Genomic DNA, 13,066 nt, shown 5'->3' on the forward strand with positions numbered 1-13,066 from the left:
CGGTGTTCTCACGAGCGCCGGGCGCGCTGGGGCTTGCGTGCGGCTTCGTCGGCTACCTCAGCCTGCCGTTCGGCGGGCACCAAGGCGCGGATGTCCTCTCGCGAGCCGATCATCAGTTTCGCCAGGATCGAGCTCATCTGGGCGTCGACGGTCTTGAAGGAGCTGCCGCGCCGGGCGGCGATGGCGGTGTTCGTCCAACCGGCTGCCGCCAGCACTGCCACTTCCTGTTCGGCCGCCGACAATTCCTCCCAGTGTGAGGGACGGCGCTGCCGGACCGGATGTTCGACCGGTAGCCGGTCCAGCGACAGCTTCCCCAAAGCCAGCTGCACCACCTCGCCCAGCTCCGGACGCAGCAGCGCACCCTCGCGCTCGGCCTCCGCGAAGGCGGACTCGCCCAGGACCGCCCGGGCGGTGTCGGCGGCGATCTCGGTCTCCATGGCGAAGGGGCCGAGATTGGACATGTTCACGCCGATTCTGTCGCGCAACGTGGCGCCGCCACCGACCAGGCGCGCGATATCGCGCGCCCGAGCCGTCACCGCGCCGGAGCCGCCGCCGGTGTCGCGGATCGAGCGCGCCAGTGCCCAGGCGGTGATGTGGACGGCCCACACCACGCCCCACTGATCGCGCATCGCCCGCTGAGTGGTCAGCGCGGCCCGTATCACGGTGAGCGCTTGTTCCGCGTCGCCGTCTTTGATCAGTGCGATCGCCCTGGCCAGCTTCGCCCACGACGCGGCCCATCGCGCGCCGGAGCGCTCGGCGTGGTCCAGGTGTCGCTGGGAGGTCTCCAAAGCCTGCGCCGGTGTGCCGAGCAACGCCGCGGCCAGCGCTTCGAACAGTTCGCTCATCGCGGCCCCGCCGCGGTCGCCGTCGGCCAGGAACCGCTCCCGAGCGCGGGCCAGTACGGCGATCGCGCGCACATCCCGGCGCACCAGCATCAGCTCGGCGCCTCTGGCGAATTCCACCGGGGCGGGCAGTTCGATGTCGTCGAGCCGCTCGCGCCACCCCGCACGAGCCGCTGGGTCGGGCACGCAGAGTGCGACGCAGTCCTCCAGCATCCGATCGGCGTCGCGGTGCATGCCCTGGCACAGGCTGATCCACGTGATCAGCGACATCGCCGTCACCTGCAGTGGCACCGGCTGCGGGTCCAGCGTCCAGCTGGCGGCCAGCGTGCGCTCGGCCCAGCGGCGCGGTTCGCGCAGCGAACCGCTGAGGAACGGGATGCGCAGCGCGATCAGCCCGGCGGCGATCTCCAGCCCCACCACGGCCTCCTCCGGCTCCGCGAGGCTGCCCGCTATGGCGCACAGCACGTTGTCCCAGGCCGCGCGCGCCCAATCCAGCAGATCCTGCTCTTCCGGGCCGAACCATCCCGCCCCGGCCGCCACGACCTTGTCGCGGTAGTAGCCGCGGTGCCTGCTGGCCAGCCGGGCCGGTTCGCCGTCGCGTTCGGCCAGTCGCTGCTGGGCGAACAGGCGGACGCTCTCCAGCAGCGAGTACCGCACCGTTGTCGCGGTCAGATGCACCGTGACCAGTGATTGGTCCGCGAGCCGTTCGAGCAGGCCGTCGATCTCCGCGCGAGCCAAGCCGCCCGGCTCGTCGTCGGCGCAGACGGCCTCGATCGCCTCCAACTCCGCGCCGACGTCCGACGCCGCCGGGTCCATGTTCTCCGGGTCGACGTCGTACCCGGCCGCGAATACCGACAGCCGGTCGAACAGCAGCCGCTCTTTGTCCCGGCACAGGTCGTAGGACCAGGCGATGACGTCGCGGATACCTTGATGCCGTGCCTCCACGCCGATCCGGGGACCGTGGGACCAGCGCAGCCGCCGGTCGCTCGCCTCGCCGGTGAGGTCACGCAGGATCATCCGCAGCGGCTGCCGCAACAGCCGTGCGGCGGCCAGCCGGATGTAGAGCGGATGGTTGTGCACATGGCGGCAGATCTCCACCGCCAGCTCGGTCTCCTCCTCGGCGACGGTGTGCCCGGTCAGACCGGCGCGCGCACGGAACAGGGTGAGCGCCTGTTCCCGCGACAGCGCGGGCACCGGCACCAATTGCTCGTCGACCCAGCCGATCGCCTCGCGGCTGGTGGCCAGCACGGTCAGCCCCGGCGCCGCCTCCAGCAGGTCGGCGATCACCCGTCCCGCGCCGTCCAGCACGTGTTCGCAGTTGTCCATCACCAGGATCGTCTGCAGGGTGCGCCCGACCGCGTCGTGGCGGCGCAGCGTGTCGAGCACCGCCTCCCACGCCGACCGCCCGGAGAAGTCGGCGTCGATGAGCGAGCGCGCGAGGAGTTCCTCGACCGCCGCGGCGCCGGAGTCCCGGGACAGCAGCGCCAGGCGCACCCAGTGCACCGGCACGCGTCGCGCCTTGTGGAACCGCTGCGCCGCCTCGGTCGCCAGCCTGGTCTTGCCGATGCCACCCGCGCCGATCAGCGTGACCAGGCGGGTTCCGCCCAGCAGCGCCATGCCGATCTTCTCCAGTTCGCGCTCACGCCCGACGAAGTCACTGGTGACCGCGGGTGCAGACCCCAGACCCGACGTACGTCCTTCCGACACAACAGGGCAGCCTAGTCGGGTCGCGCCGGCGGATACGCGGGTCTCTACCGATGCGCGGTGTCCACCTATGCGCGGACGATTGCGCTGTCACGGCAGTCGATCGCACGACCGGAAGGACACGATGGTGGGACGGATACTGGTACTCGGGGCGGGCGAATGCGGGTTACCCCTCGCTCACCGTCTGCTGCGCGGCGGGCGGACGGTGACGCTGGTGACCGATCGGGACGCCGACGCGGTCCTCGCGGGCACCGTGACCAGCACCCAGGTCAAGTTCCCGCCCACCCTGGACCTCGAGTCGGATATCGGCCTGGGCTTCTGGCGCTCGACCGCGCCGAATATCGAGGGCATCCGGTTCACCATGGCCATCGATCGCGCGGCGGTGGTCGGCTGGACCGGACGATTCACCCGCCCGGCCCAGAGCGTTGATCAGCGGACGGTGTTCGCCCGCTGGCTCGGCGAGTTCCTGGCCGAGGGCGGCGACTTGCGCATCGCCGAGCCCTCGGTGCCGGAGCTCGACCAGCACGCCGCCGACCACGACCTGACCGTGGTGACCCGTGCGGGCCGCGAGCTGGCCGGCTGCTTCGAAGCCGATGCGGCGTGGCCGGTAGCCGCCGCACCGATGCGGCGACTGGCGGTGCTCTATCTCGACGGCGTCCAGCCGGACCCGGAGAACCTCGGCCACTACACCACGCTGCCCGAGCACGGTGAGGTGATCTCCTATACCGGACTGACCGGACGACCGGGGCAGGAACGCCGCTGCGAAATCCTGCTTTTCGAGGCCCGGCCGGGCGGCGTGCTGGACGTGTTCGACCAACACGCCACGCCAACGCAACGCTGGGCGCGGGCCTGGGAACTGCTGACGGCGCACCTGCCCGCCGAACTCGCCGAGCGCTACCGGCACGCTCAGCCGACCGATGCCGGAGCGACGCTGGTGGGCGCGGTGGCTCCGGTCATGCGTCGTCCGGTGGGCACCCTGCCGTCGGGTAGGCCGGTGCTGGGCGGAGGCGACGTCGTCTGCCGGATGGACCCGGGCGGCGCACAGGGCGCCAACAACGCCGTGCACTGCGCGGTCCGCTACGGCGAGGCGATCCTGCACGATCCCGACGGGCCCTACGACCGCGCGTGGATGGAGTGGGCGGCCGCCCCGTGGCTGACGGCTGTCGCGCACCCCGCCGCGCGGTGGACGGCCACGGTGCTCGATCCGCCACCCGCGCTGCGCGAGATGATGCTGGCCGCCCAGCACGACACGACGCTGGCGGACGCCTTCGCCGACACCTTCGCCCGGCCTGCGAACCTCACCCGGCTCGCGGCGGCAGCGCCGTCCTGACCGATTGCCGGATTCAGGATTGCCAGGGCGGCGTTTCGGGAAAGACGACCGGCAGCGCGGTCAGAGCGCGGTGAAAAGGCCCGGGCCGCCAGGTCAATTCGTGTACCGGCACGGCGGGCCGCAGTTCCGGTAGCGCGTCCAGCAACTGGTCCACCGCGTCCTGGCTGATCAGGTAGGCCGCGCTGCGGGCCGGACAGGCGTGTGGCCCGGCGCCCCAGGCCAGATGTGATCGGTTGCCGCTGTGGTCGTGCCCGCTGATCGCCGGATCGTTGTTGCAGGCGGCGAAGCTGATGACGACCGGCTGATGCGCGGGCAACCATACGTCGTCGATCAGGATCGGCTGGCGCGGATAGGTGACCGAGAAATTCGCCATCGGCGGGTCGGTGAACAACACCTCGTCGAGGGCGTCTCGGGTGGACAGGCTCCCGCCGAGGACGTCGCCGCCGAACCGGTCGTCGGTCAGGATCAGCACCAGGGTGTTGATGATCAGGTTCTGCAGCGGTTCGATGCCCGCCCCGTAGAGCACGACGAGCTGGTGGATCACCTCCCTGTCGTCCAAACCGGCCGGATGCCGCAGCAGCCGCGTCGTGATGTCCTGGCCGGGCTCGGCGCGCTTGAGTTCGAGCAGTCGCAGCAGCGCGGTGACGAGCAGGCGATTGCCCTCTTCGGCGTCCACCCCGTCGAACACGGCGCGGGTCGCGGCGGCGACTTCCTGCCCGATCTCCGGCGGGCAGCCCAGCATGGCGTTGATGGCCTCGAAGGCGAGCGGAAAAGCGTACTGCGACACCAGATCGGCGCTGCCCGCCGCGCAGAAGGTGTTGATCAGCGGGACCGCGATCCGCTCCACCGTCTCGTGTAAGGCGTGCAGATCGACGGCATCGATGCTCGCGGTGTTCGCCTGGCGGTAGCGCGCGTGCTCCTCCCCCGTGCTGCGCATGGCGTTGGGGCGCCACTCCAGCACCGGCAGCACCGGGCAGCCGGTGGGGACGTTCGCCTGCCAGGCGCGCGGGTCGGCGGGAAAGTGCGCCGGATCGTGCATGATTCGCACCGCCGTGTGATAGCCCAGTACCAAGGTCGCCGACACGCCCGGCGCGAGCTCGACCGGCGCCATCGAACCGTAACGGGCGCGCATGTCGCGGTAGGCGGCATGCGGATCGGACGCGAACTCCGGGGAATACAGCGATACGCGCTCGATATCGTGGTCGATCGGCGAACCATGGTGTACGCCGGAACTATTCGCGGTGCGATCGAGGTCTCGGGACGTGGTCAACGCGTCACTCCCACGGTAGAAGCGTGCACGGCGAGCGCGGGCGCACTCGGCGCGGATCGTCGCGGCGCCGTCCGGTTCATACGGCGCACCACTGCGACGCATCGTCCCGACCGCGCAGCGGATCGACACACAGGATGGTCGCGTAGGTAGAAAGCTGGCATCGGTAGCCGCGCGTGACCTGCGGGGATGCGACCGCTTCCACTGCACCGCAACCGGATTCGAGACCGCTCGACGCCCGGCCGTCCTCCCCGACCGACATGGTCACCGACGGACACTCACCGGCGGCGCCGTGCTGGCACGCGAATCCTCCGGGGACGCTGGGTATTCGCTACCGAAGGCAGGACCGACGGCCGCGTCCGATCCGGGACGGCGGCCCGGCCGCGCGGCCCGCATCCCCGGGAGCACAAGCACTTCGACGTGCAAGTGGCTGGTGTATAACTTCCATCGGCCCGGTCGACTCAACCGACAAGCGATAGCGAGAAACGATGCACGGTTACCTGAACCAGGTGTCCCAGAGCACGACCCCCTCCGGCTATCCGACGCGCGAGCCCGAGACCCGGGCCGTCACGCCGCCGCGCACCGCGGATCTCGTCGTCAGCGCGCTGTTGTGGTTCCTGCCCGCGACGCTGGCGGCGATGTCGACGATCCTCGCGCCGTGGTTCCTGATGGCGGGCGGCATCTGCGAGTCCAAGCCGGAGTGCCGGGTCGACACCAGCGCGGGCGTCTGGATCATGGTCGGCGGCGGAATCGTGGGCTTCGCCCTGGGCGCGTTGCTGTCGGTGCTGGCGGCCCGGCAGGGACGGGCGATGTTCCCTGGCGCGTTGGTCGGTGCGGTGCTGGTCCTGCTCGCGTGGTTCGCCGCCTCGTTCCTCATGGGCTGAGCCGCGCGGCGCCGGCCGCCGCGACGGACCGTGACCGCGCAGCGCTCGGGGAACGGCGCGGGGTAGTATTCGCCGGAATCACCCCACCGCGGGAGCTCGGGCACGGCCGGGCTGAGAGGGCGGACCGCACGCGTCGCCGACCGCATGAACCTGTCCGGGTAATGCCGGCGTAGGGAGAGCGTTTCCGTCATGTCGTCGACCCGCGCGAGCGCGGCGCAAGAAGCCCCGCTCACCCTCGACCAGCCCGCGCCGAAAGTGCTTTCGTTCTGGGACCAGAGCGCGTTCTGGGCCAATCTCGGCGTCAGCCTCATCGCGTTCTCCGGCGCGTACACGGTGCTCGCGCCGAACACCGAGGGCGCGGCGCAGATCTCGATCGCGGCGGGCATCCTGGCGACCGTCCTCGGCACCCTGGTGGGCGGACTGATGCTCGGCGCCGCCGCGCTGACCGGCGCGCGTACCGGACAACCCGCGATGGTGCTGCTGCGTGGGCTGTTCGGCGCGAAACTCAGCTATCTGCCGACCGTCCTGAATATCGCGCAGCTGATCGGTTGGGGAACGTTCGAGCTGATCGTCATCGGCGACGCGGCAGGGGAACTGTTCGGCGGCGGCCCGCACTGGCTCTATGTGGTGGTCGCGGGCGTGCTCACGACCGTCCTCACGATCTGGCCGCTGGGCTCGGTCCGTCTGCTGCGCAGGTTCGTGACCGCCGGTGTGGTGATCGCCCTGATCTGGTTCTACGCGCAGTTCTTCCGCGCCGGTCTGCCCGACCTCCGGGCGAACCCGGGACCGAGCGGGAGCGGACCGTTCGGCGTCGACTGGAACCTCTTCTGGGTCGCCACCGATGCCGCCTTGGCCGTCTCGATCTCGTGGGTTCCGGTCGCCGCCGACTACACCCGGCACTCCCGCACCGGCCGCTCGGCGTTCGGCGCGGCCAGCGGCGCGTACGCGCTCACCCAGATCATCGCCTACGTCCTCGGCCTGTTCGCGCTGGCGCTGGCAACCGGCGCAGGCGGGCCGTATGCACCGTTCCTGCAGGTGAGCCTCGGTGCGCTGTTCTTCTTCGTCTTCGTGCTGCGGGAGGCGGACCAATCGTTCGCCAATGTGTACTCCACCGCCGTGTCGATCCAGAACCTCGCGCCGCGCGTCGACCGCCGGGTGCTCTCGATCGGCCTCGGCGCCCTGATCACGGTGCTGGCCCTGCGGTTGGACATGACCAACTATTTCGGCTTCCTCGGACTCATCGGTTCGGTATTCGTGCCGCTGCTCGGCGTGCTGGTCGCCGACTTCTTCCTGCGGGGCCACCGCGAGTGGAACACCGCTCCCGACGCGCCGGCGCGGTGGGGCATGGTGGTCGCATGGCTGGCGGGATTCGCGGTGTATCAACTGATCAACCCGGGTGACGCCGGAGTGTGGACCGAGTTCTGGGATCGGGTTCGGCAGGCTCTGCACTTCACCGCGCAGGCGTGGATGAGCGCATCGCTGCTGTCGTTCCTGGCGGCGCTGGCGGTGGCCTGGCTGGTCGGCAAGGTGGCGACGAGGACCCCATCGGCGTAGCGAATGCGCCACCATGGAGACATGGGCCAGATCAGGATCGGCACGTCGGGTTGGGTCTACCCGCCCTGGCGCGGGACGTTCTATCCGCAGGGCCTGGCGCACAAGCGCGAGTTGGCCTATCTCTCGGAGCAGCTCGACAGCGTGGAGATCAACGGCTCGTTCTACGCACTGCAACGCCCCTCCAGCTACCAGAAGTGGGCGGAGCAGACTCCGGACGATTTCCTCTTCGCGGTGAAGGGCAGCCGGTTCATTACGCATATGAAGCGGCTGCGCGACGGAGACGAACTGCTGGCCAACTTCCTCGCCTCCGGCCCGCTGGCGCTCGGGCCCAAGTTGGGGCCGATTCTGTGGCAGCTGCCGCCGACCTTCCGCTTCGACGCCGATGTGCTGGACGCCTTCTTGTCCGGGCTACCGCGTAGCACCGAGCAGGCCGCCGAGATCGCACGGCGGCACGATCACCGCGTCGATCCCGCGCATACGAGCACCGACGCCGATCGGCCGTTGCGGCACGCCCTGGAGATCCGGCACGACAGCTTCGTGACCTCGGCCTGCACCGATCTGCTCCGCCGCCACCAGGTCGCCCTCGTGGTCGCCGACGCGGCGGGCAAGTACCCGCTGCTGGAAGAAGTCACCGCCGACTTCGTCTACATCCGGTTGCACGGGCACGACGAGCTCTACGTCAGCGGATACACCGATGAGGGCTTGGACATGTGGGCGGAGAAGATCCGCTCGTGGGCCGGATCGCTGGACGTCTACACCTATTTCGACAACGACGCGAAGGTGCGGGCACCGCGCGACGCGATGGCGTTGCGGGAGCGCCTGGCGTCGCTCGTGTCGCCACGGCCCGCGGGATGACGAAGGTGACGCGGCAGGTCGCGGTGTGCGGACCCAGGGAGTGCACGCGACAGGAAGCGGAGTGGGCGCGTGCGGTCGGCGAACTTTTGGCGCGGGCCGGGGTCACCGTCTTGTGTGGCGGCGGGTCCGGGGTGATGGCCGCGGTCGCCAGTGGTGCCGCCGAGGCCGGTGGACTGGTGATCGGCGTGCGTCCGGACACCGACCGCGACGCGGTGTGTCCCGGGCTGTCGGCGGTGCTGTTCACGAACATGGGTGAGGCGCGCAACGCGATCCTCGTCGAGTCGGCGGACGCGGTGATCGTCATCGGCGGTTCGTGGGGCACGCTGTCGGAGGTCGCGCTGGCCCGCAGGCGTGATGGCATTCCGGTTGTCTCCCTGGGCGGTTGGCAGATTCGCGACGCGAATGGACGTCCGGTGGCGGCGACGGTGGGCGCGGCGGATCCGGCCGACGCGGTGCGCCGGGCGCTGGACGGGATCGATTCCGCACCGGCGGAGCCGACCTGAGGCCACCGATCGATCCGGGGCGGACGGCGCGGTGCACAAGGCGTCAGGAGCCGACCATGCCTCGCGCGGCACGCACCGCGGGCCGTCGTTGCGCCAGGCGCGAATTCGGCTCACCTGCGCTGCGTCGAAAAATTGGCGCTGTGATTGCCCTCTGTAGCCAGCGCGGCACTGCCACAAGTTTTCCGGATTGCCGAATCGCTTAACCTGCTTTCTCCCAGATCTTTCCGATCACGCAATCTTGCGCATCACGCAAATTTCGCTACCGTGGAGCCGTGGCATTCGTACTCGGCCTGCGCGAACGCAAGAAGCTCGCCACCCGCGAGGCGCTCGGTTTCGCGGCGCTGCGACTGGCCGTGGAGCGGGGGCTGGACAACGTTCTCGTCGAGGACATCGCCGCGGCGGCCGGGGTGTCGCCGCGGACGTTCAACAACTACTTCGCGAGCAAGTACGAGGCCGTCTGCTCGGTGGCGGTGGGCCGGGCCCGCCGGATCGCGGACGCCCTGCGCGGCCGCCCGGTCGCCGAGCCGCTGTGGCCCGCGGTGATCCACGCAGTGCTGGCGGAATTCCGCGACGCCGAGCCACCCGATTCCGCGTGGACCGCCGGCGTTCGCCTGATCACCCGCGCGCCGCTGCTGCAAGGTGAGTACCGCAGATCCCAGGCGGTGATCGAGGACGCACTGGCCGAAGCCATCGCCGAGCGCACCGGCCGCCCGATCGACGCCGATATGTTCCCGCGGATCATGGCCGGCGCTCTCACGGCAGCGCTGTGCGTGGCCATCGACCGATGGGTCGATGCCGATCCACCCGTTCCCGCGCTACCGGTCATCCGGGAGGCGTTGCGGCAGTTGTCCCTTCTCCCAGGAGCGTTTCCGATGGATGTCCCCACCCAGCACACTCTCGCCGTCCCCGGCGCGACCCTCTACTACGAGATCCGCGGCACCGGACCGCTGTTGCTGCTGATTCCCGGCGGCAACGGTGACGCCGCATCCTTCGACGCCGTCGCCGAGCGGCTCGCCGACCGCTACACCGTGGTCGCCTACGACCGGCGCGGCTTCACTCGCAGCCCCATCGACGGACCGCCGCACGATCGCGTGATCACCGACGGCGCGGACGCCGCCGCGCTGCTCACGCACCTCACCGACCAGCCCGCCCACATCCTCGGTAGCAGTTCCGGAGCGATCGTGGCGCTCGAATTGCTGCGCGCCCGGCCGGAACTGGTGCGCACGCTCGTCGCGCACGAACCACCGCTGGCCACGCTGCTGCCCGATGGCGAGAAGTGGCTGGCCTTCCTCGACGGCATCCACGAACAGGGCAGGACCGAAGGCACCTCCGCCGCCATGGCCGCGTTCGCGGCGGGCATCGGCATGCGGTCCACGCCGCCTCCCCCCGTCGAACAGATGCCGCCGGAAGCCGTCGCGATAGTCACCAGGATCCAGCAGAACTTGGTCTTCTGGATGGAACACGAGCTGAGGCAGTATCCCCGGTACGCCCCGGATCTCGCGGCGTTGCGCGCGGCGTCGGACCGGCTGGTACTCGGCGTCGGACGCGAATCGAGAGACACCTTTCCCGGCTTCCCGAACGCTGTACTCGCGAAAGAACTCGGCCTGGACCTCGTCGAGTTCGCGGGCGACCACGTCGGCTATCGCATCGCCGCCGATGAATTCGCCGCGCAACTCGATCGCGTCCTGACCCGCGACACACCAGCGGCCGCGGACTAGGCCGACTGGCGCAGGGGATGCAGGGCGGCCAGCGCCCGCAGGGCGTCGGCGCGTGAGATGGGCTGGTCGTTCTCCAGGGCGGCCAGTTCCAGTTCGATCCAGTCGCGGATGAGCGCGGACATGGTCACGTTGCGCTGCTCGGCGGCCTTTTTGACCCGCTGGTGCAATTCCAGTGGGATGCGCAGCGACGTGGTGACGGTGACCGTGTCCTCGGCACGCAACGGCGGGGGCAGCTCGGCCGCGTCGACCGGCGCGTCACTGTATTGCAGACCGGAGAGGAAGTCCCGGACGGCCTCCGGGTTCGTCGGATAGTCAGTCATCGGTGTGCTCCCAACGCTCGAGTTCGGCCACCTGGGCCTCGGTCATCTCGACCGCGCCCAGGATGTCCCACTGCCAGCCTTCGGTGCGGCGGACAGCGACGATGAGCGGCCGGCCCGCCTCGGTCCGGCCCCACACCGTCAGGACCGCGAGCTCGTTCCGGCCGTGCGCCTGCCGAGGCCATCGGCGGACACCCATGAGCACCTGCAGCACTTCACGCGGGTCGATTCCCACCAGCGACAACAGCGCCCACTCAGGCCAGTTATAACCCACGATCAGCGATAATACAAGTGTATTGCAAGGAAGCTCACCGCGCTCTCGCCCGGGACAGATTCCAGCTCTGCCAGTTGTCCTCGCCCAAGTCGGCGCGCAACCGGGCACGTACGTCCGCACGTAGCGGCTCGGGAAGCCGTTCGGTCGCGGGCATGATGTCCGGCGACAGCGTCACCAGGTATTCGGTGTCCAGCGCTTTGCCCCGCTGCCAGCGATCGATGTTCTCCTCGGCGATGAGTCGCTCCGGGTCCACCACGGCCAGCGCCAGCAAGGTCGCCATGGCGGTGCCGAGTACGGCGCGCGGCAACCATGCCCGGCGCAGGCGCAGCACCGCGACCAGGACCAGGACGTAGACCAGGCCGAGCCACAGTTCACAGACTTCCACCAGCAGGCGCAACACCGTGAAGCCGTAGGCCCGCTGATAGGTCCACATCCGGCCGAGCGCCGAGGCGACGATCACCAGCGCCAGCAGGCTCACCGCCGTGAGCAGACCGCGCAGCCACCACCGGTCGGCGGGCGCGTCCTGGGCCGCCCAGCGCAACACGACCACGAGCACCGCGAGGGTCAGGACGGTGACCGCCGACAGCTGCCAGAAGCCGGTGCGGGCGTACTCGGCGTAGGTCAAGCCCGAGGTCTTCCGGACATGCTCGTCGCCGCCGAACAGCACGACGAACTGGGTCGCGACGAAGGCCGCGAACAGGATCGCGAGCGCGCCGACCGGCAGTGCCCATTCCGAACGGCGCAGTGTTCGCCCACCCGCGCGCGCGGTGGCGGGCGGCGGCGGGCCCGCGAGCACGAACAAGGCACTGACCGCACCGAGCGCGACCACCGCGAACAGGACGATCCACCGCACCACCGAGGGGATGTCCAGGTCCGGCGTCACGGTCTCCAGCAGCGCGGCGAACATCGCGTCGGCGCTGCCGAGTAGCGGAACGAAGACCGCGAGCAGCGCGACGGTCACCGCCACCGACAGCCCGAGCCGCCAGGCCCGTGGCGTGTGCGCACCGCGCACCCTGGCGGTACCGGCGTACACCCACGGCACGGCGGAGACCGCCTCCAGGCCGAGCGCCAGGGTGTCGTAGAGGATGCCGTTCGCCGAGCGGCGGCCCACGACCGCCAGCGAACCGGCGACACACGCCGCCAGCACGCACAAGGCGAACAGCCAGCCCGCGGCGCGGACGGCGCCTACCGCGAGCAGGGCGAGCGCCAGCGTCGCCCACCACGCGCGTCCCGCCAACCGCGCTCCTCGCGCGTAATGCGATGTCGCCGCCCATCTTTCGAGCGTTGGTTCCGCGTCCCCCGTGGTGTCTTCCGTCGTGCTCGCCACGTCCCCGCGGGCGTTCCGGTCGACGAGGACGACCGCCGTCACCGCGATCGCGGCGGCGAGAACCCAGCCGATGCCGGGCCGGTCCCAGTGGACGAGGATCGCCGCCGCCAGACCGGAGACGAGCGCGGCAGGAACCACGCCGGGAGGACAGACGACACGCCGCCACTTGGGTGGCCGCTGCCACGCGGTCGGGCCGCCCGGGAAAGGCTGGACGGACCCGCCGGTCGGTGTACCCGCAGCGGCGATGCCCACCGTCGGTACCCCCGATCCGGCGACCGGCGGCTCGACCATCGCAGTCCCGGAAATCAGTGTGGTGTAAGCGTTTTCAGCGCTCCATGCGACAGAGTCCTCGGGTTCGGCCGTCGAGGCGGATTCGGGTTCGGGAAGCATGGTTCGTCCCTAAGTTTGTAGGTGTCTGGGGTTGGTGCCCTGGATGCCCAGGGCGGTGGGGTGTAGCTGATGGTTGTTTGCCTCTATCGAGGCTTGAAAGG

The 13,066-nt window shown here is 70.1% G+C and carries 11 protein-coding genes and 1 riboswitch; of the genes, 6 read left to right on the forward strand and 5 right to left on the reverse strand.

Going from position 1 to position 13,066, the window contains the following annotated elements; genetic code table 11:
- Positions 1-8 precede the first annotated feature (8 nt).
- On the reverse strand, positions 9-2,549 hold the full coding sequence (locus ACWEH3_RS31810) for an ATP-binding protein (RefSeq protein WP_452358455.1): 2,541 nt from the start codon (positions 2,547-2,549) through the stop codon (positions 9-11).
- Between the two features lie 121 nt (positions 2,550-2,670).
- Between ACWEH3_RS31810 and ACWEH3_RS31815 the strand changes: the two genes are divergently transcribed.
- Positions 2,671-3,876, forward strand: a complete 1,206-nt coding sequence (locus ACWEH3_RS31815; protein WP_450026183.1) for a styrene monooxygenase/indole monooxygenase family protein — start codon at positions 2,671-2,673, stop codon at positions 3,874-3,876.
- 13 nt (positions 3,877-3,889) lie between these two features.
- Here ACWEH3_RS31815 and ACWEH3_RS31820 read toward each other — a convergent pair whose 3' ends face one another.
- A complete protein-coding gene (locus tag ACWEH3_RS31820) occupies positions 3,890-5,146 on the reverse strand; it encodes a cytochrome P450 (RefSeq protein ID WP_450026181.1) in 1,257 nt (418 codons plus the stop codon).
- Positions 5,147-5,631: 485 nt separating this feature from the next.
- Between ACWEH3_RS31820 and ACWEH3_RS31825 the strand changes: the two genes are divergently transcribed.
- The 5 genes from ACWEH3_RS31825 to ACWEH3_RS31845 all read left to right on the forward strand — a co-directional run bounded on the left by ACWEH3_RS31825 (position 5,632) and on the right by ACWEH3_RS31845 (position 10,657).
- Positions 5,632-6,027, forward strand: coding sequence for a hypothetical protein (locus tag ACWEH3_RS31825; protein ID WP_355079285.1), 396 nt, complete (start codon positions 5,632-5,634; stop codon positions 6,025-6,027).
- A 78-nt stretch (positions 6,028-6,105) separates the two neighbouring features.
- A riboswitch (TPP riboswitch) is annotated at positions 6,106-6,220 on the forward strand.
- Positions 6,217-7,581 carry a purine-cytosine permease family protein gene (locus ACWEH3_RS31830; protein WP_450026179.1) on the forward strand — a complete coding sequence of 455 codons (1,365 nt, stop codon included), beginning with the start codon at positions 6,217-6,219 and terminating at the stop codon, positions 7,579-7,581. Its footprint overlaps the riboswitch before it by 4 nt.
- Positions 7,582-7,602: 21 nt before the next feature.
- On the forward strand, positions 7,603-8,436 hold the full coding sequence (locus ACWEH3_RS31835; RefSeq protein ID WP_450026177.1) for a DUF72 domain-containing protein: 834 nt from the start codon (positions 7,603-7,605) through the stop codon (positions 8,434-8,436).
- Complete coding sequence (locus ACWEH3_RS31840) at positions 8,433-8,939, forward strand: SLOG cluster 4 domain-containing protein (protein WP_450026175.1); 507 nt, start codon at positions 8,433-8,435, stop codon at positions 8,937-8,939. Before ACWEH3_RS31835 ends, ACWEH3_RS31840 begins: the two co-directional genes overlap by 4 nt.
- Before the next feature lie 272 nt (positions 8,940-9,211).
- Positions 9,212-10,657, forward strand: a complete 1,446-nt coding sequence (locus tag ACWEH3_RS31845; protein WP_450026173.1) for an alpha/beta fold hydrolase — start codon at positions 9,212-9,214, stop codon at positions 10,655-10,657.
- Here ACWEH3_RS31845 and ACWEH3_RS31850 read toward each other — a convergent pair.
- The 3 genes from ACWEH3_RS31850 to ACWEH3_RS31860 are packed head-to-tail and all read right to left on the reverse strand — an operon-like array spanning position 10,654 to position 12,713.
- The gene (locus ACWEH3_RS31850; RefSeq protein ID WP_450026171.1) at positions 10,654-10,977 is read right to left on the reverse strand and encodes a ribbon-helix-helix domain-containing protein; all 324 of its coding nucleotides are present in this window, start codon (positions 10,975-10,977) and stop codon (positions 10,654-10,656) included. The two genes, ACWEH3_RS31845 and ACWEH3_RS31850, sit on opposite strands and share 4 nt — an antisense overlap.
- Positions 10,970-11,248, reverse strand: coding sequence for a hypothetical protein (locus tag ACWEH3_RS31855; protein WP_450026169.1), 279 nt, complete (start codon positions 11,246-11,248; stop codon positions 10,970-10,972). Before ACWEH3_RS31855 ends, ACWEH3_RS31850 begins: the two co-directional genes overlap by 8 nt.
- A 34-nt stretch (positions 11,249-11,282) precedes the next feature.
- Positions 11,283-12,713 carry a DUF4153 domain-containing protein gene (locus ACWEH3_RS31860; protein WP_450026167.1) on the reverse strand — a complete coding sequence of 477 codons (1,431 nt, stop codon included), beginning with the start codon at positions 12,711-12,713 and terminating at the stop codon, positions 11,283-11,285.
- Positions 12,714-13,066 lie beyond the last annotated feature (353 nt).

Source organism: Nocardia sp. NPDC004718, from assembly GCF_053601535.1.